The 17277-nt window shown below is 65.9% G+C and carries 17 protein-coding genes; 13 read left to right on the forward strand and 4 right to left on the reverse strand.

Annotation, left to right across the window (positions count from 1 at the left end; genetic code table 11):
- Positions 1-125: 125 nt before the first annotated feature.
- The 12 genes from secG to DBZ32_RS02080 all read left to right on the forward strand — a co-directional run bounded on the left by secG (position 126) and on the right by DBZ32_RS02080 (position 13076).
- Entirely contained in the window at positions 126-485 is a 360-nt protein-coding gene (gene secG, locus DBZ32_RS02025; RefSeq protein WP_119165463.1) for a preprotein translocase subunit SecG, read from the forward strand.
- 179 nt (positions 486-664) lie between these two features.
- Positions 665-2290, forward strand: coding sequence for a CTP synthase (locus DBZ32_RS02030; RefSeq protein ID WP_119165464.1), 1626 nt, complete (start codon positions 665-667; stop codon positions 2288-2290).
- Between the two features lie 9 nt (positions 2291-2299).
- Positions 2300-3046, forward strand: a complete 747-nt coding sequence (gene map / locus DBZ32_RS02035; RefSeq protein WP_119165465.1) for a type I methionyl aminopeptidase — start codon at positions 2300-2302, stop codon at positions 3044-3046.
- A 44-nt stretch (positions 3047-3090) separates the two neighbouring features.
- A complete protein-coding gene (gene kdsA / locus DBZ32_RS02040) occupies positions 3091-3921 on the forward strand; it encodes a 3-deoxy-8-phosphooctulonate synthase (protein WP_119165466.1) in 831 nt (276 codons plus the stop codon).
- Positions 3922-4032: 111 nt separating this feature from the next.
- Positions 4033-5313, forward strand: a complete 1281-nt coding sequence (gene eno, locus DBZ32_RS02045; RefSeq protein WP_119165467.1) for a phosphopyruvate hydratase — start codon at positions 4033-4035, stop codon at positions 5311-5313.
- 130 nt (positions 5314-5443) lie between these two features.
- Positions 5444-5773: an FtsB family cell division protein gene (locus DBZ32_RS02050; RefSeq protein WP_119165468.1), complete on the forward strand. Its 330-nt coding sequence runs from the start codon at positions 5444-5446 to the stop codon at positions 5771-5773.
- Between the two features lie 372 nt (positions 5774-6145).
- Positions 6146-7087 carry a pyruvate dehydrogenase (acetyl-transferring) E1 component subunit alpha gene (gene pdhA, locus DBZ32_RS02055; protein ID WP_235830073.1) on the forward strand — a complete coding sequence of 314 codons (942 nt, stop codon included), beginning with the start codon at positions 6146-6148 and terminating at the stop codon, positions 7085-7087.
- Between the two features lie 27 nt (positions 7088-7114).
- Positions 7115-8512: a pyruvate dehydrogenase complex E1 component subunit beta gene (locus DBZ32_RS02060; protein WP_119165470.1), complete on the forward strand. Its 1398-nt coding sequence runs from the start codon at positions 7115-7117 to the stop codon at positions 8510-8512.
- Between the two features lie 63 nt (positions 8513-8575).
- Positions 8576-9934: a pyruvate dehydrogenase complex dihydrolipoamide acetyltransferase gene (locus DBZ32_RS02065; RefSeq protein WP_119165471.1), complete on the forward strand. Its 1359-nt coding sequence runs from the start codon at positions 8576-8578 to the stop codon at positions 9932-9934.
- A 121-nt stretch (positions 9935-10055) separates the two neighbouring features.
- The gene (gene lpdA, locus DBZ32_RS02070) at positions 10056-11477 is read left to right on the forward strand and encodes a dihydrolipoyl dehydrogenase (RefSeq protein WP_119165472.1); all 1422 of its coding nucleotides are present in this window, start codon (positions 10056-10058) and stop codon (positions 11475-11477) included.
- A 4-nt stretch (positions 11478-11481) separates the two neighbouring features.
- A complete protein-coding gene (lipA, locus tag DBZ32_RS02075) occupies positions 11482-12438 on the forward strand; it encodes a lipoyl synthase (RefSeq protein WP_119165473.1) in 957 nt (318 codons plus the stop codon).
- 191 nt (positions 12439-12629) lie between these two features.
- Positions 12630-13076 (forward strand): type II toxin-antitoxin system RatA family toxin, encoded by a 447-nt coding sequence (locus DBZ32_RS02080; RefSeq protein WP_119165474.1) that lies wholly within the window; start codon positions 12630-12632, stop codon positions 13074-13076.
- A 12-nt stretch (positions 13077-13088) separates the two neighbouring features.
- On the opposite strand, the gene DBZ32_RS02085 is transcribed toward DBZ32_RS02080, so the two are convergent.
- The 4 genes from DBZ32_RS02085 to DBZ32_RS02100 form a co-directional block, all read right to left on the reverse strand.
- A complete protein-coding gene (locus DBZ32_RS02085; RefSeq protein WP_208539077.1) occupies positions 13089-13838 on the reverse strand; it encodes a CPBP family intramembrane glutamic endopeptidase in 750 nt (249 codons plus the stop codon).
- Between the two features lie 67 nt (positions 13839-13905).
- Positions 13906-14394 carry a CinA family protein gene (locus DBZ32_RS02090; RefSeq protein WP_119165476.1) on the reverse strand — a complete coding sequence of 163 codons (489 nt, stop codon included), beginning with the start codon at positions 14392-14394 and terminating at the stop codon, positions 13906-13908.
- Positions 14373-14906: a phosphatidylglycerophosphatase A family protein gene (locus tag DBZ32_RS02095; RefSeq protein WP_235829956.1), complete on the reverse strand. Its 534-nt coding sequence runs from the start codon at positions 14904-14906 to the stop codon at positions 14373-14375. The genes DBZ32_RS02090 and DBZ32_RS02095 overlap by 22 nt, the downstream gene beginning before the upstream one ends.
- A complete protein-coding gene (locus tag DBZ32_RS02100) occupies positions 14903-16084 on the reverse strand; it encodes a bifunctional 2-C-methyl-D-erythritol 4-phosphate cytidylyltransferase/2-C-methyl-D-erythritol 2,4-cyclodiphosphate synthase (protein ID WP_119165477.1) in 1182 nt (393 codons plus the stop codon). Before DBZ32_RS02100 ends, DBZ32_RS02095 begins: the two co-directional genes overlap by 4 nt.
- Before the next feature lie 202 nt (positions 16085-16286).
- Between DBZ32_RS02100 and ccsA the strand changes: the two genes are divergently transcribed.
- Entirely contained in the window at positions 16287-17102 is an 816-nt protein-coding gene (gene ccsA / locus DBZ32_RS02105) for a cytochrome c biogenesis protein CcsA (RefSeq protein WP_119165478.1), read from the forward strand.
- Positions 17103-17277: the final 175 nt, after the last annotated feature.

The raw sequence follows: 17277 nt of genomic DNA on the forward strand, positions 1-17277 counted from the left end.
TTGCGGCGCCGATCCCTTACATAGCGCCGAAGCTATGAAATCTTGGCTGCGCATCCCAAGCGATCGCGCAACCTAGCCGCCGGGACCGGGCTCGCGCGGCTACCTTGGTGTTTCAGGTTGGGACTATGGAACAGATACTTCTTGTCGTTCACTTGCTGATCGCGGTCGTCTTGATCGGGGTGGTGCTGATGCAGCGGAGCGAAGGCGGCGGCCTGGGCATCGGCGGTGGCGGCGGTGGCGGCGGTGGCGGCATGAGCGGTTTCATGACCGGCCGCGGAACCGCGAACTTCCTGACCCGGACCACGGCGATTCTCGCGGCCTGCTTCATGGCGACCTCCATCACCTTGGCGATCCTGGCCGGGGGCCATCGCGAGGGCGGTTCGATCCTCGATCAGCCTGTCGGCGATACCTTCACGCCGCCTGCGCCGGTCTTGCCGGATTCCAGTCCGGCGGAGCCGGCCGAGCCCAGCGTGCCGCTACAGTGAACCTGTTTCGCGGCTGCGGGCTGGTCGCGACTCCGAACTGACCCCTATTCCTGTCACGACCGTTGTGCGTTCGCCGCGCCGGTTTTCCGTACGTTCAAATCTACAGGATACTCATGCCGGTCCAGCACCTCGGCTTCGGCTCTTGCCGTGCGCGCCTTCAGCAGGGATAGTGGCGGTCCATGACGCGGTTCATCTTCATCACCGGCGGCGTGGTCTCTTCTCTCGGTAAGGGTTTGGCTTCGGCGGCACTCGGCGCGCTTCTGCAAGCGCGTGGATTTAAGGTCCGTCTGCGCAAACTCGATCCCTACCTCAACGTCGATCCGGGCACCATGAGCCCTTTCCAGCATGGCGAGGTCTACGTCACGGAGGACGGGGCCGAAACCGATCTGGACTTGGGGCACTACGAGCGCTTCACCCGCGTCGCGTCGCGGCGGAGCGACAACGTCACGACCGGGCAGATCTACTCGAAGATCCTCGCTAAGGAACGGCGCGGCGATTATCTCGGGGCGACGGTTCAGGTCATTCCCCACGTCACGGATGCGATCAAGGAGTTCGTTCGGGCCGACATCACGGACGAAGACTTCATCATCTGCGAGATCGGTGGCACCGTCGGCGACATCGAGGGGCTGCCCTTCTTCGAGGCGATCCGCCAGTTGGGCAATGAACTGGGGCGCGAGCGCAGCCTTTTCATGCACCTGACGCTGGTTCCCTACATCTCGACCGCCGGCGAGTTGAAGACCAAGCCGACTCAGCATTCCGTCAAGGAACTGCAGTCGCTCGGCATTCAGCCGGACATCCTGGTCTGCCGTTCCGAAATGCCGCTCGGCCGCGACGAACGGCGTAAGTTGGCGCTCTTCTGCAACCTGCGCGAACAGGCGGTCATTCAGGCCCTGGATGTCGACACGATCTACGCCGTGCCGCGCGCCTATCACCAGGAGGGGATCGACCAGGAGGTCTGCCACCACTTCGGTTTGGACACGCCGGCTCCCGACCTCGGTCGCTGGGATGAGGTCTGCGACGCGATCCGCGGACCGGATGGCGAGGTGACGATCGGCGTGATCGGCAAGTACACCAGCCTGATCGATGCCTACAAGTCGCTGGCGGAAGCCTTGGCCCACGGCGGCGTCGCCAACCGCGTGCGGGTCGGCGTGCGCTGGCTGGATGCCGAAATCTTCGAGAAGCCGGGCTATCTGGCCGAGCTGGAGAACGTCCATGGGATCTTGGTGCCCGGCGGTTTCGGAGAGCGCGGCACCGAGGGCATGATCGCCGCAGCCCGCTTCGCCCGCGAACGCAACGTCCCTTACTTCGGCATCTGCCTCGGGATGCAGATGGCCGTCGTCGAAGCGGCGCGAAATCTGGCCGATCTGCCGGCGGCGGGCTCGACCGAGTTCGGCCCGACCGATCAGCCAGTGGTCGGCCTGATGACCGAGTGGCTGCGCGGTAACGAGGTGGAACGCCGCAGCACCGAGGGCGATCTGGGCGGTACGATGCGCCTAGGTGCCTACCCCGCCAAGCTCATCCCAGGCAGCCAGGTTCACGAAATCTACGGTGCGGAGCAGATCAGCGAACGGCATCGCCACCGCTACGAGGTCAACATCAACTTCAAGCAGCAGCTGGAAACGACGGGACTGCTCTTCTCCGGCCTTTCGCCGGACGGTGTCTTGCCCGAGATCGTCGAACTGCCGGGGCATCCCTGGTACATGGGTGTGCAGTTCCATCCGGAGCTGAGGTCTCGCCCCTTCGAGCCGCATCCGCTCTTCACGTCCTTCGTCCGCGCGGCGTTGGAACAGTCGCGGCTCATGTAGGGGCCGGCAATGACTGTCGGCAGCCAGGAAGATCTGGAACAGCTCAAGGCGGTCGGACAGATCGTCGCCCAGGTTCTGCGGGACATGGGCGCGGCCCTGGAGCCCGGCATGACGACCGGCGAGTTGGACGGCCTCGGCCGTCAGGGGCTGGAGGCGCGGGGCGCCCGCTCGGCCCCGGAGACCACCTACGGTTTTCCGGGCGCGACCTGCATCAGCGTCAACAACGAGATCGCACACGGCATCCCAGGCGAGCGTCGGATCGCCGCCGGCGATCTGGTGAACATCGACGTGTCCGCCGAACGCAACGGCTTCTTCGCGGATACCGGTGCGAGCTTTGCGGTGCCGCCCACCACGGCGGCGCAGCGTCGGCTCTGCCAAACGACGCGGAAGGCACTGGAGCGTGCCGTGGGAGTGGTGCGCGCCGGTACGCCGATGAATCGCATTGGCAAGGCGGTGGAGAAGATGGCGCGTCAGCAAGGCTATACGATCATCCGCAACCTCCAGAGTCACGGTGTCGGCGGGGCGCTGCACGAGGAACCGGGCTATATCCCATCCTATTACGACCCGGCGGACCGTCGTGTTCTACATGACGGCATGGTGATCACTATCGAACCTTTCCTCTCGACCGGCGCCGAATGGGCGGAAGAGACCGGCGACGGCTGGACCTTGGCGACGCCGGCGCACTACATGACGGCACAGTATGAACACAGCCTGGTGGTAACGCGCGGCGGCGCGATCGTTCTTACGGTCCCGTAACCCGTCCGAACGCTGCCTTGGCGCCGCAGGCAAAAGGACTGACCATGACGGAACCTAGATCCGTGCGCGTCGGCGATCTCGAACTCGCCAACGACATGCCTTTCACGCTCATCGCGGGGCCTTGCGCCCTGGAATCCCGCCAGCATGCGCTGGAGATGTCCTATGCCATCAAGGAAGTTGCCGACCGGCTGGATATCGGGCTGATCTACAAGACCTCCTTCGACAAGGCCAACCGGACCTCGCTCGGCTCCAATCGCGGCTTAGGGCTGGAGGAGGCCTTGCCGATCCTGGCCGAGGTCCGTGAGAGCGTCGGCTGCCCCGTGCTGACCGATGTGCACAGGCCCGAGCAGTGCGCGCCCGTGGCGGAAGCGGTGGATGTTCTGCAGATCCCGGCTTTCCTCTGCCGTCAGACCGATCTGCTCGTGGCCGCGGCGGAAACCGGCAAGGTGGTCAACGTCAAGAAGGGGCAGTTCCTGGCCCCCTGGGACATGCGCAACGTCGCGGAGAAGGTTGCGCTGTCCGGCAACGACCGCATCCTGCTGACCGAGCGCGGGGCCTCCTTCGGTTACAACACGCTGGTCACCGATTTCCGCAGCCTGCCGATCATGGCCGAGACCGGCTATCCGGTGGTGTTCGATGCGACCCACTCGGTGCAGCAGCCGGGCGGGCAGGGCGCGACGTCGGGCGGTCAGCGGGAGTTCGTGCCGGTCCTGGCACGCGCCGCCGTCGCGGTCGGCGTGGCCGCGGTTTTCATGGAGACCCACCAGGATCCGGACAGCGCGCCCTCGGATGGACCGAACATGGTGCCGCTGCGCGAGCTCGAGGCACTCTTGAGCCAACTCGTCGCCTTGGACCGTGTCGCCAAGGCGGGCTAACCGATCCCATGACGGGAGCGAGCGGCTTGTCCCGGCAAAGCTGTCCGGCTATCCATCGCCGACGCCATCACGCCGCCCATCACGCTGCAATCCGACCTTAGAGGAGCGACCATGACCGCCATCGTCGACATTTGTGCCCGCGAGATTCTGGATTCCCGCGGCAACCCAACGGTGGAGGTCGATGTCACGTTGGAGAGCGGTGCCTTCGGACGTGCTGCGGTGCCGTCGGGCGCCTCGACCGGCGCGCATGAGGCGGTCGAGTTGCGCGACGGGGACAAGAACCGCTATGGCGGGAAGGGCGTGCTGAAGGCCATCGAGGCCGTGAACCATGAGATCTTCGACGTGCTTTCGGGCCTGGAAGCCGAGGATCAGGTCGCCATCGACCGCACTCTGATCGAGTTGGACGGCACCGAGAACAAGGAGCGGCTGGGCGCCAATGCGCTGCTCGGCGTGTCGCTGGCCCTGGCCAAGGCGGCCGCGGAGGAGAGCGGCCTGCCGCTCTACCGCTATGTCGGCGGCAGCTTCGCGCGCACGCTGCCGGTGCCCTTCATGAACATCGTCAACGGCGGTGCCCACGCCGACAACCCCATCGACTTCCAGGAGTTCATGATCGTGCCCTGGGGCGCCGGGAGCTTCGCGGAGGGGCTGCGTGCCGGGGCCGAGGTGTTCCAGGCACTCAAGAGCAAACTGAAAGCCGCTGGCCACAACACCAACGTCGGCGACGAGGGCGGCTTCGCGCCCGATCTGCGCTCGGCGACCGAGGCTCTGGACGCCATCGTCGGTGCCATCGAGGCCGCCGGCTACAAGCCGGGCGAGGAGATCGCCTTGGCGCTCGACTGCGCGGCCACGGAGTTCTTCAAGGACGGCAAGTACGATCTGGCCGGCGAGGGGCGGCTGCTTACCTCGGGCGATCTGGCCGGCGAACTGGCCAAGCTGACCGAGGCCTATCCCATCGTTTCCATCGAGGACGGCATGGCCGAGGACGATTGGGACGGCTGGACCGAACTGACGCGGTTGATCGGGACGAAGACGCAGCTCGTCGGCGACGACCTCTTCGTGACCAATCCGAAGCGCTTGCGGCGCGGCATCGATCAGGGCATCGCCAATGCGATCCTCATCAAGGTCAATCAGATCGGGACTCTCACCGAGACGCTGGAGGCCGTCGAGATGGCGCACCGCGCCGGTTTCGGCGCCATGATGTCCCACCGCTCCGGCGAAACGGAGGATGCGACCATCGCGGACCTCGCGGTCGCGACCAACTGCGGGCAGATCAAGACCGGCTCGCTGTCCCGATCCGACCGGCTGGCGAAATACAACCAGCTCCTGCGGATCGAGGAGGAACTGGCGGCGGCCGCCAACTATGCGGGCCGCGGCTGTATCCGCCTCGGCTAAAGCGCCGTCTTGCGGTTTGGCGCCGATGGAAGGGGCCCTGTGAGTCCTTCGCGCCACAGGTCACGGGGATTGTCTCGATTTTCTTGACTCCGGATTTGACCGGAGTCGCCGGGCGTGATTCTCTGCGGTCATGCAGCTCGCCTCGGAAATTCGTCGTCGCCTCAAGACTATCCTGCCGCAGGTTCTCGCCGTCGGCGTGATCGGCTATTTCGCCTATCACGCTGTTCAGGGCGAGCGCGGTTTTCTCGCTTATCTACATCTTTCCCAGGAACTGGCCGAGGCCGAAGCCGTGGCGGCGGCCGTGGCCTCCGAACGCAGAGAGCTGTCGGGCAAGGTGGACCGTCTGCGGGACGGCAGCATCGATCCGGATTTGCTGGAGGAGCGCGCCCGCGCGCTCCTGAACTACGGCTATGCCGAGGAGACGATGGTTCTGCGGAGATCTGATCGAAACATAAATTAATCCAAATTCAGTTAATTTTCATTTTTGTTTTATATTACAAATATTTACCCTGTTTCTTGCATTTCCCTTTTGGCGCCTTTACCTTAACGCCGTGGTCGTAGCGGGGGCAACGCTCGCATGGTCGCGCAATAGGGAGAGCGCTGGAAATCAATGGCTAACAGAGCATCGGGAAGTGGCAAGGCGTCCGCTTCCAAGCCTTCGACCAAGGCCGCACGCGGCGCTTCCTCCGGGGCGACCCGCGGCGATGGCAAGCCCAAGTCCGCCAAGTCGCCGTCGAAAGCTGCGGCGGCCAGCGCGGCGAGCGCCACCAAGCGGCAGGCCGAGCGGGCCAAGAAGCACGACAAGACGACCCTCCTGGAACTCTACCGCGAGATGCTGTTGGCGCGCCGTTTCGAGGAGAAGGCCGGCCAGATGTATGGCATGGGCCTGATCGGCGGCTTTTGCCATCTCTACATCGGCCAGGAAGCGGTGGTGGTCGGCCTGCAGACGGCGATCACCGAGAAGGACACGGTCGTCACGTCCTACCGCGACCACGCCCACATGCTTGCCTGCGGCATGGACCCGAAGGGCGTGATGGCCGAACTGACAGGCCGCCGTACGGGCTACTCCAAGGGCAAGGGCGGCTCCATGCACATGTTCAGCCGCGAGAAGAATTTCTTCGGCGGCCACGGCATCGTCGGCGCCCAGGTGCCGATCGGAACCGGCATCGCCTTCGGCCACAGATACCTGGAGGAAGAGGCCGTCTGCCTGACCTATCTGGGCGACGGGGCCGTCAACCAGGGACAGGTCTACGAGGCCTTCAACATGGCGGCGCTCTGGAGCCTTCCGGTCATCTACGTGATCGAGAACAACAAGTACGGCATGGGTACCTCGAGCGAGCGGTCCTCCGCCAAGGCTCAGGAGCTCTACAACCGCGGCCAAGCCTATGGCATTCCGGGTCTGCAGGTCGACGGGATGGACGTTCTGGCCGTACGCGAGGCTGCCGACAAGGTCGTGGCGCATGTACGTGCCGGGAAGGGCCCGTACATCATGGAGATGCTGACCTACCGCTATCGCGGCCACTCGATGTCCGACCCGGCGAAGTACCGCTCGAAGGAGGAGGTGCAGAAGATGCGCACCGAGCGGGACCCGATCGATCGGTTGAAGCATACGCTGATCGAAGAGGGGTACTGCAGCGAGGACGAACTGAAGGCCATCGACCGCAAGGTCAAGGAAATCATCTCCGAGGCAGCCGAGTTCGCCCAGAACTCGCCCGAACCCGACGAGGCCGAGCTGTGGACCGAGGTCTACACCGAGGCCGAGGCGGCGGAGTAAGCGGGCGGCGACGGGAGGACAGAAACGATGCCGATTGAAGTGCTGATGCCGGCGCTCTCGCCGACCATGACCGAGGGCAAGCTGGCCAAGTGGCTCAAGCAGGAGGGCGAGGAGATCGCCTCCGGCGACGTACTGGCGGAGATCGAGACCGACAAGGCGACCATGGAGGTCGAGGCGGTCGAGGAGGGAACGCTCGGCCGCATTCTGATTTCCGAAGGCACCGACAACGTGGCCGTCAATACGCCCATCGCCCTGCTGCTCGAGGAGGGCGAGGATTCGGCGGCCTTGGACGGTGCTGCGGCTGCGCCCGCCGTCCAAGCCTCGCAGCCGTCCGAGTCCGCGACGGCGGCAGCGGCCGCAGAAAACACCTCAGAAGCCGCCGCCAGCCCGGCTCCGAGCGCCCAAGCGGCGCCTGAGCCGGAACCGGACTGGACCGGCCCGACCAAGACCCTGACGGTGCGCGACGCCCTGCGCGACGCCATGGCCGAGGAATTGCGCCGCGACGCCAAGGTCTTCGTCATGGGTGAGGAGGTCGCCGAGTACCAGGGCGCCTACAAGGTGACCCAGGGACTGCTGGCGGAGTTCGGCGAAAAGCGGATCATCGATACCCCGATTACGGAACATGGCTTCACCGGTCTTGCGGCCGGCGCCGCCATGTACGGCCTGCGGCCGGTCGTGGAGTTCATGACCTTCAACTTCGCCATGCAGGCGATCGATCAGATCATCAACTCCTCCGCTAAGACGCTCTACATGTCGGGCGGTCAGATCCAGAACCCTATCGTCTTTCGCGGGCCGAACGGCGCCGCCTCGCGCGTCGCGGCCCAGCACAGCCAGTGCTATGCCTCCTGGTACGGTCATGTGCCGGGCCTGAAGGTGGTGTCGCCCTGGTCGGCGGCCGATGCCAAGGGCCTGCTGAAGTCGGCGATCCGCGACCCCAATCCGGTGATCTTCCTGGAGAACGAGATTCTCTACGGGCAGTCCTTCGAGGTGCCGGACAGCGAGGACTGGCTGGTGCCGATCGGCAAGGCGAAGATCGTGCGGTCGGGCAGCGATGTGACCCTTGTCGCCCATTCGATCATGGTCGGACGCTGTCTGGAGGCCGCCGAACAGTTGGCCGGGGAGGGCATCGACGCCGAGGTCATCGACCTGCGCACGATCCGCCCTATGGACACGGCGACGGTCGTCGAGTCCGTCAAGAAGACCAATCGTCTGGTTACCGCCGAGGAAGGCTGGCCCTTCGCCGGCATCGGCTCGGAGTTGGCGGCCGTCATGATGGAGCAGGCCTTCGATCACCTGGATGCGCCGGTGGCGCGTGTGACCGGTGCGGATGTGCCCTTGCCCTATGCCGCCAATCTGGAAAAGCTCGCACTGCCGCAGGCCGACAAGGTCGTGGCGGCGGCCAAGCAGGTTTGCTATCGCGACTGACCGCCGGCCGTCCCGCAAGAGGGCGGTCGTCCGTCGCGCGTTCTGGAAGGAATTGGAAGCGTCATGCCGATCAACGTCCTGATGCCGGCGCTCTCGCCCACCATGACCGAGGGCACTCTGGCCAAGTGGCACGTCAAGGAGGGTGACGAGGTCAGCTCCGGCGACGTGATCGCCGAGATCGAGACCGACAAGGCCACCATGGAGGTCGAAGCCGTCGAGGAAGGCAAGATCGGTAAGATCGTCGTCGGCGAAGGAACCGAGGCCGTCGCCGTGAACGCCGTCATCGCCATCCTGCTCGAAGAGGGCGAGAACGAGGGCGACATCGACATCTCGGTCGCTCAGTCGAAGGCACCGCCGGCACCCGGCGGCGGCACCAACGGCAGCGGTGGCGGCGAGACTCCCGCAGCCGGTCGAGCCGAGGCGCCGAGCCCCGCGACCTCCGGCAAGCCGGAGGCCGCGACTGCTTCTTCGGACGGCCGGATCTTCGCATCTCCCTTGGCGCGCCGAATGGCGCAGCAGGCCGGCCTCGATCTTGGCCAGTTGAAGGGTTCGGGTCCGCATGGCCGGATCGTCAAGGCCGATATCGAGGGCGCGCTTGCCGGTGGAGCGACGGCCGCGGCCAAGTCGCCTGCGGCCGCTGCCACGGCGCCTGCGCCAGCGGCGACATCCGCCGGTACGGCCATGCCTCAGGGCGTATCCGGCAAGGCTTTCGCCGATGCTTTCGGCATTCCCTACAAGCAGGACCCCCTCTCCGGCATGCGCAAGGTCATCGCGCAGCGCCTGACCGAGTCGAAGCAGACCGTTCCGCACTTCTATCTCACCGTCGACTGCGAGCTGGATGCCTTGCTGAAGGTTCGCAAGGACCTCAATAGCCGCGCGCCAGAGGGCGAGGGCGCCTACAAGCTGTCGGTCAACGACTTCGTGATCCGCGCCGCCGCTCTGGCCTTGCGGCAGGTTCCCGAGGCCAACGCGGCCTTCGATCCCTCCGGCTTGCTGTTTTTCGAACGCGCGGACATCTCCGTCGCGGTGGCGACACCGGCCGGCCTGATCACCCCGATCGTGAAGCAGGCCGACGGCAAGGGCCTCGCGCAGATCTCCGCGGAGATGCGCACGCTCGCCGGCAAGGCGCGCGACGGTAAGCTGATGCCCGAGGAGTACCAGGGCGGAACCTTCTCGATCTCGAATCTGGGCATGTTCGGGGTCAAGCAGTTCGAGGCGGTCATCAATCCGCCGCAGGGCTGCATCCTCGCGGTCGGCGCGGGCGAGCAGCGCCCGGTCGTCAAGGAGGGCGCGCTCTCCGTCGCGACCGTGATGTCCTGCACCTTGTCGGTCGACCACCGGGTGGTCGACGGCGCGGTGGGTGCGCAGTTCCTGGCGGCCTTCAAGAAGCTGATCGAAGACCCGCTTTCGATGCTGCTTTAGGCCTCGCCGGACCGGGACGCCTGCGCGGCGATGCCTTCTTGTGGCGCCGGGCGGATAGAAGATCGAGACGGCCTTCTCGTCTGCGGAGGCCGCGCGTCAACTGAGCACGGGATGGCGAAGCATGGCCGAGAGCGATTTCGATCTGGTCGTCGTGGGCGGCGGCCCCGGCGGTTACGTCGCGGCGATCCGCGCGGCGCAGCTGGGCATGAAGGCGGCTGTGGTGGAGCGCGAGCATCTGGGTGGGATCTGCCTCAACTGGGGCTGCATTCCGACCAAAGCCCTGCTCCGCACCAGCGAGATCTACCACTACTTCCAGAACGCCAAGACCTATGGCCTGAAGGCCGATAACATCGGGTTCGACATGGCGGCGGTGGTCAAGCGCTCGCGCCAGGTGGCCGGACAGCTCAGCGGCGGCGTCAAGCATCTGCTCAAGAAGAACAAGGTCGCGGTCTTCGACGGGCACGGCAAGCTGAACGGCAGTGCCGGCGGGAAGCGTAAGATTCACGTCGAGAAGGACGGCAAGGCGGTCGCCGAACTGACGGCCAAGCACGTGATCCTGGCGACCGGCGCGCGCGCGCGCCAGCTCCCGGGGTTGGAGGCCGACGGCAGCACCGTCTGGACCTACAAGGAAGCCATGGTGCCCGAGACCATGCCGAAATCGATCCTGGTGGTCGGCTCCGGCGCCATCGGCATCGAATTCGCCAGCTTCTACCGCACCATGGGCGCCGAGGTGACGGTGGTCGAGCTGGTCGAGCGCATCCTGCCGGCCGAGGATCCCGAAATTTCGGCCTTCGCGCGCAAGACCTTCGAGAAGCAGGGCATCAAGATTCTGACCGGGGCCAAGGTGACCAAGGTCGAGCGGCCGAAGAACGGTTCGGGCTTGGCCAAGGCGACGGTCGAGCAGGGCGGCAAGACCCAGGTGCTCGACGTGGAGAAGGTGATCTCCGCGGTCGGCATCGTCGGCAACACGGAAAGTATCGGTCTGGACGGCACCAAGGTGAAGGTCGAGCGCGGCCACATCGTGATCGACGAGTGGATGCAGACCGGCGAGCAGGGCGTCTATGCCATCGGCGACGTCTGCGGCCCGCCCTGGCTGGCCCACAAGGCCAGCCACGAAGGCGTGATCTGCGTCGAGAAGATCGCCGGCAAGAACGACGTTCATCCCTTGAACCTGCGCCGCATTCCCGGCTGCACCTACTGTCAGCCGCAGATCGCCTCGGTCGGCCTGACCGAGGAAAAGGCCAAGGCCGCCGGCTACAAGCTCAAGGTCGGCCGTTTCCCCTTCATGGGCAACGGCAAGGCCATCGCGCTCGGCGAGCCGGAAGGGCTGGTCAAGACGGTCTTCGACGCGGACACCGGCGAGTTGCTGGGCGCCCATATGATCGGCGCCGAGGTGACCGAGCTGATCCAGGGCTATGCGGTCGCCATGCAGCTCGAGACCACCGAGACCGACCTGATGCACTCTGTCTTCCCGCATCCGACCCTGTCGGAAATGATGCACGAGTCGGTGCTTGATGCCTACGGGCGGGCGGTCCATTTCTAGGGACATGACGGACATGACCGAGAAGCCTCGCCTGCGTCATCCCGAGAAGGCGCATAAGCCCGACAATCCCGTGCAGCGGAACAAACCCGCCTGGTTGCGGGTCAAGGCGCCGGTCAGCCGCGAGTATCACGCGACCCGGCAGGTGGTGCGCGAGCACAAGCTGCACACGGTCTGCGAGGAGGCGGCTTGCCCCAACATCGGCGAATGCTGGGCCAAGAAGCACGCCACCATGATGATCATGGGCGACATCTGCACCCGCGCCTGCAGCTTCTGCAATGTGGCCACCGGCAAGCCGGGCGCCCTCGATCCCTTCGAGCCTTACCGGGTCGGCGAGGCGGTCAAGAAGCTGGGTCTGCAGCACGTGGTCATCACCTCGGTCGATCGCGACGACCTGGAGGACGGCGGTGCCGAGCACTTCGCCAAGGTGATCGGGGCCATCCGCGAGGCGACGCCCACGACCACCGTCGAGATCCTGACGCCGGATTTCCTGCGGAAGGAGGGGGCGCTGGAGGTCGTGGTCGCGGCCAAGCCGGACGTCTTCAACCACAACCTGGAGACCGTGCCCCGGCTCTACCCCACGGTGCGGCCGGGCGCGCGCTACTTTCATTCCTTGCGCCTGCTCGACCGGGTCAAGCAGCTCGACCCGACGATCTTCACCAAGTCCGGCCTGATGGTCGGCCTGGGGGAGGAGAAGAGTGAGGTGCAGCAGGTGATGGACGATCTGCGCTCGGCGGAGGTCGACTTCCTGACCATCGGACAGTACCTGCAACCGACGCCGAAGCATCACGTGGTCGAGCGTTTCGTTACGCCCGACGACTTCAAGGCCTACGAGACGGCGGCCTTCGCCAAAGGCTTCCTGCTGGTCTCCGCGAGTCCCCTGACCCGCAGTTCCTATCATGCCGACGAGGATTTCGCCCGCCTGCGCCTTGCGCGTGAGAAGCAGGTCGCTGCCGCCGGCTGACGCCTGTCGCAAGGCGGGTCTCCGCAACAGCGGTTCTGGCAGCTCTCACAGAAACTTAACTTCGACATCTTATCTTTTTCTCCGGCGCGAGGCGGCGTTACAGACGCCTTGCCGGGACGACCTCTGCGTCCTACCGTCCGGCCCGTCCGAAACGCTCGACTTGCCCGAAACCATCGAATCGTATCCAGATCATGCCCACCCATGCCGAGCAGCGTCTGCTACCCTACCAGCCGCAAGAACTCTTCGATCTGGTCGCCGACGTGGAGCGCTATCCCGAGTTCCTGCCCTGGTGCAAGGCGGCGCGCGTGCGTCAGCGGGAATCCGAGGAGCGGCAGATCGTAGCGGACCTGGTCGTCGGGTTTCGCATGATTCGCGAGCGTTTCACCAGCCGGGTGGATCTCGAGCCCGAGGAGCGCGTGATCCGCGTTCAGTACGTCGACGGCCCCTTCCGGTACCTGAACAACACATGGCAGTTCATCGAGCATAGCGACGGGTGCATGATCGATTTCTACGTCGATTTCGAATTTCGGTCGCGCGTTCTGCAGAAGGTGCTGCAGCCCTTGTTCAACGAAGCCGTCCGCCGGATGGTTGCTGCCTTCGAAGGTCGCGCGCAGGACCTCTACGGTCCGTCGAAGTAAACGATCGCGGCCTCAAAGCGCCTGCGTCGGGTCCGTGCCCATCGAGTCCGCGCCGACCGAGAGCGCGGCGAACATAATCATCGTCATAACGGCGTTGAAGGCGCCGTGCATGGCGACGCAGGGCCAAAGGCTGTCCTCCAGTTCGCGCAGCCGCGCCAGCAGAAGACCGACCAGAAGCAGTGCGGGGATCAGTTGAGGAATGCCGTGGGCGACCGAAAAGACCGCCGCGGAGACCGCCATCGCGAGACCCGGTTTAAGGTGGTGGCGCAGCCAGCCGTAGAGCACGCCCCGGAAGGCCACCTCCTCGACAAAAGGCACGAGGATCGACACCAACGGTAGAACCAGCAGGAACCCCCAGAGCGAAGGGCCCGCAGGTGCCAGCATCTCGACCTGCGGATTGGTCTGATCGACGCCGAAGAGTACGAAAGTGACGGCATTGACCGCGATCGCCGGTAGCACGGCCCCGACGCCCCAGAGGATGCCGCGCTTCAACCAGCCGGGCGGCATGGGACCGAGACCGAGCAGCCGGAGCGAGAGGCCTCGGCCGTGCCAGAGGACGACCATGAACACCGCGAGAAAGACCGCCGCCTGGCTGGCAAGCACCAAGGGGACGAGCACGGCGCTGGCCCGCCCGCCGGCGCTTGCGAGCCCCAGAGCACCCGCGACGACGATGACCAGGTAGCCCGCCCCCAGGAAACAGGCGACGGTCACCAGCACGTCGATCAGGTCCGGGCGCGCCGCGGGCCGTTGCGGTTTCGGCAAGCGGTCTGACGCCGGGCCATCGTCCGGCGGGAGGCGCTCGTGATCCAGTTGGCGTTGGGGCAGGCGGCTAGAAGGCATGGGCGAGGAGATGGAGCCCATGGCGCAGGGATGCCAGGCGCACGGCGGTGCGATCGCCCGAAAAAAGCTGGCGGTCGCTCTGGGCCGCATCCTCGCCCCGAAGGGCCAGTCCGAACCAGACGAGTCCCACCGGCTTCTCGACGCTGCCGCCGCCCGGTCCGGCGATCCCGGTCACAGACAGCGCGACCTGGGCATGGCTGGCCGCAAGCGCACCTTCGGCCATGGCTTGCGCCGTCTCGCCGCTGACCGCACCGAATCTGGAAAGCGTCGTTTCAGGCACACCCAGAAGCTCGGTCTTGGCGGCGTTGGAGTAGGTGACGAACCCCCGCTCGACCACGTCGGAGGAGCCGGCGACTTCCGTCAGGGCGCCGGCGATCAGACCGCCGGTGCAGCTCTCCGCCGTCGCCAGCAGCTTGCCGGCGCTGCGATACCGCGACAGCAGGGCCTCGGCGGTCTCTAGTACGTCCAGGGGAAACATGAATGTCTTCCTAGCCAAACCCAGGCGGCGTAACAGACGATCATGGCGTAGGGCGCGGCCAGGATGTCGTCCAGCATGATGCCCAGCCCGCCCTTGATGCGTCGATCCGCCCAGTTCGCCGGCCAGGGTTTCAGTATGTCGGCGACACGGAACGCCACGAAGGCCAATAGATAGAGTTTCAGGTCGAGGGCCACCGGGAAGATCACCAGCCACTGGGCGACCACTTCGTCGACCACGACTTCCCCCGGGTCGGCCCGCGCACCGGCGTACTTGGCACTGGCCCAGGTTCCTATGACGAAAAGCGCTGCCGCCGCCGCCAACAGAGCCCAGGGACCGCCGAGCCACACGAGAAGGACCGCGAAGGGCAGGGCGGCCAGGGATCCCCAGGTGCCCGGCGCCTTGGGCAGCAGCCCGGCGCCGAACCAGGTGGCGATCAGGCTTTCCAGTCGCCAGAAGGGCGGGCGCTGCCAGCCCGCCGGCTGTTGTAGGGAGTCCGCCGGTGTCTGTTTCACGGGCCGGGCGGCAGCTCGAGCGTCGCGGTCGCCTGGGCGGCAATGCCTTCCCCGCGGCCGGTGAAGCCCAGTTTTTCTGTGGTGGTCGCCTTGACGCTGATCCGCTCGACGGCGAGGCCCAGGATGTCCGCGACGCGCTGGCGCATGGCGGGGCGATGCGGACTGATTTTGGGGGCCTCGCAGATGAGGGTGACGTCGCAGTGGAGCAGGCGCCCGCCGCGTGCCGTGACGAGAGTGCCGGCATGCTGCAGAAAGCGCGCCGACTCCGCACCGCGCCAGGTCGGGTCGCTAGGCGGAAAGTGGCTGCCGATATCGCCGTCGGCCAGCGCGCCCAAGATCGCGTCGGTCAGGGCATGCAGCGCCACGTCGGCATCCGAATGACCGACCAGGGCCTGGCTGTGGGGGATACGCAGGCCGCAGAGGATCACAGCCTCGCCCGGACCGAAGCGATGAACGTCGAAGCCCTGGCCGACCCGGACTTCGCCCGCCGGCGGTTGAGCCGATAATCCGGGGCGCAGCCAGCTCTCGGCTTCGCTCAGATCGGCCGCCGTCGTGATCTTCAGCAGCTTCGGTGAGCCCTCGACCAGGGCGACCGGCAGGCCGGCGGCTTCCGCCACCGCGGCGTCGTCGGTGAGTTGGCGCCCGGCGGCCGCGCGGTGCGCCGCCAAGATGGCTTGAAAGTGGAAGGCCTGCGGCGTCTGCGCGCGATAGAGGTCCGTTCGCGGCACCGTCTCGACGACCCGCGCGCCGGCGCCGCGCTTCAGCGTATCGGCAACCGGCAGCACGGGCAGAGCCCCTGGGGCCTGTTCCAAAGCGGACAGCAGGCGTTCGACGACATCAGCTTCGAGGAGAGGCCGCGCTGCGTCGTGAATCAGAATGTTAGAGGGGTTTTCCTCATGTAAACTCTCAAGTCCATGGCGGACGGACTCCTGCCGATCGGCACCGCCGTGCACCGGGGGCATCAGATCCAGCCCTGCGGCGGCCTCCGCGTAGGCGGTTTCGTCCTCCGGATGGATGACGGCCCGTACCGCCCCGATCCTGGGATGCGCGGCGAGGCGGGCCAGCGCATGGGTCAGGATCGGCCGGCCGGCCAGCGGCGTATACTGCTTCGGTGGGCCGCCGCCGAAGCGGCTGCCCCGTCCAGCCGCGACCACGATCGCCGCCGTCTTCCCGCTCATCGTTTGTTCCTTCTTTGCCATCACGCTCTGCTCTACAGCGCTTTCCGCGCCGGTGGAACCGTTTGCTGCCGGACGCCTGCTCAAGCCTTTGAGTCTGCCCGATCTTCTCTCGCGCAAGCGGGATCGTGGAAAGCGCTCCTGTTCGCCCGGAACAGGCGTTGGTACGGCTGTGCGCTCGGCCAAGGGGTGTTATATAGCGGCGATGCCGATCGCTTTCCTGATCAACCTGACCGCTCTGGCTGCCTTGTTGCCGGCTGCGCTCTTGCCCTGGCGTTGGCGCAACGACCGTCCGGACATGGTCTTCTGGGCGGTTCTGGCTGTTGCCGTAGCGGGGCCGGTGGCGGCGATCTCCGTTCAACTCGGCGGCGGCTGGTCGACCGGGTTCGGCGCCGCACTGTGGCTATCGGTCGCCGTGTCGCTGGCCGCCTTCACCGCGTCGGCTGCCCTCTTACGGCAGGCTTGGCGTTTGGCCGCCTTGCTGCTGCCCTATCTCCTGTGCCTCGGCCTGCTGGGAACGATCTGGATCGCGGCCGAGACGGGACCCGAGCCGGCGTCGCTGCCGACCGAGTCCGAGGCGGACGTCTGGTTGCTTCTGCACATCGCCGTTTCTCTGACGACCTATGCGCTCGCGACCTTGGCCGCCGTGGCCGCCGCGGCGGTCTTCCTGCAGGAGCGTTCCCTCAAGCGAAAGCGCCGCAGCAGCCTGACGGAACGCTTGCCGTCGGTTGCCGATGCCGAGCGCCTGCAGTTCCACTTCCTGGCCGCCGCGGAGACGGTCCTGGGGCTCGGCATCCTGACCGGGGTCGGTTTGGCCTGGGTCCAGGCGCAGGCTTTGCCGCTCGATCACAAGACGCTTCTGTCCCTGCTGGCCTTCGCGGTGATCGGGCTGCTGCTCTACCTGCAAAGCCGCACAGGCTTGCGCGGCAAGCGCGCCGGCCGTCTGGTGCTGGTCGCCTACCTGCTGCTGACATTGGCCTATCCCGGGGTCAAGTTCGTCACCGACATGCTGATCGTCTGACCCGGCCGGTTTCCGCGTCCAAGTGACTCGGACTTTAAATTCGCTCACGAACAGTCTTTGCCAGGATCTGCGGCCAAGACTCGCGCCGACCTGGGAAAGAGCCGAATTCCCTACTTCGCTGTCGCGAAAAGACGTGCAAGGGCGTGTTCAAGCCGTTACAACACGCTCAATGAAT

Source organism: Algihabitans albus (genome assembly GCF_003572205.1).
Classification (GTDB): domain Bacteria; phylum Pseudomonadota; class Alphaproteobacteria; order Kiloniellales; family DSM-21159; genus Algihabitans; species Algihabitans albus.

Bases quoted from the DNA above. Each gene is read 5' to 3' on its own strand.
- secG (WP_119165463.1), top strand. From the start codon at position 126: ATGGAACAGATACTTCTTGTCGTTCACTTGCTGATCGCGGTCGTCTTG.
- DBZ32_RS02030 (WP_119165464.1), top strand. From the start codon at position 665: ATGACGCGGTTCATCTTCATCACCGGCGGCGTGGTCTCTTCTCTCGGT.
- map (WP_119165465.1), top strand. From the start codon at position 2,300: ATGACTGTCGGCAGCCAGGAAGATCTGGAACAGCTCAAGGCGGTCGGA.
- kdsA (WP_119165466.1), top strand. From the start codon at position 3,091: ATGACGGAACCTAGATCCGTGCGCGTCGGCGATCTCGAACTCGCCAAC.
- eno (WP_119165467.1), top strand. From the start codon at position 4,033: ATGACCGCCATCGTCGACATTTGTGCCCGCGAGATTCTGGATTCCCGC.
- DBZ32_RS02050 (WP_119165468.1), top strand. From the start codon at position 5,444: ATGCAGCTCGCCTCGGAAATTCGTCGTCGCCTCAAGACTATCCTGCCG.
- pdhA (WP_235830073.1), top strand. From the start codon at position 6,146: ATGCTGTTGGCGCGCCGTTTCGAGGAGAAGGCCGGCCAGATGTATGGC.
- DBZ32_RS02060 (WP_119165470.1), top strand. From the start codon at position 7,115: ATGCCGATTGAAGTGCTGATGCCGGCGCTCTCGCCGACCATGACCGAG.
- DBZ32_RS02065 (WP_119165471.1), top strand. From the start codon at position 8,576: ATGCCGATCAACGTCCTGATGCCGGCGCTCTCGCCCACCATGACCGAG.
- lpdA (WP_119165472.1), top strand. From the start codon at position 10,056: ATGGCCGAGAGCGATTTCGATCTGGTCGTCGTGGGCGGCGGCCCCGGC.
- lipA (WP_119165473.1), top strand. From the start codon at position 11,482: ATGACGGACATGACCGAGAAGCCTCGCCTGCGTCATCCCGAGAAGGCG.
- DBZ32_RS02080 (WP_119165474.1), top strand. From the start codon at position 12,630: ATGCCCACCCATGCCGAGCAGCGTCTGCTACCCTACCAGCCGCAAGAA.
- DBZ32_RS02090 (WP_119165476.1), bottom strand. From the start codon at position 14,394: ATGTTTCCCCTGGACGTACTAGAGACCGCCGAGGCCCTGCTGTCGCGG.
- DBZ32_RS02100 (WP_119165477.1), bottom strand. From the start codon at position 16,084: ATGAGCGGGAAGACGGCGGCGATCGTGGTCGCGGCTGGACGGGGCAGC.
- ccsA (WP_119165478.1), top strand. From the start codon at position 16,287: ATGCCGATCGCTTTCCTGATCAACCTGACCGCTCTGGCTGCCTTGTTG.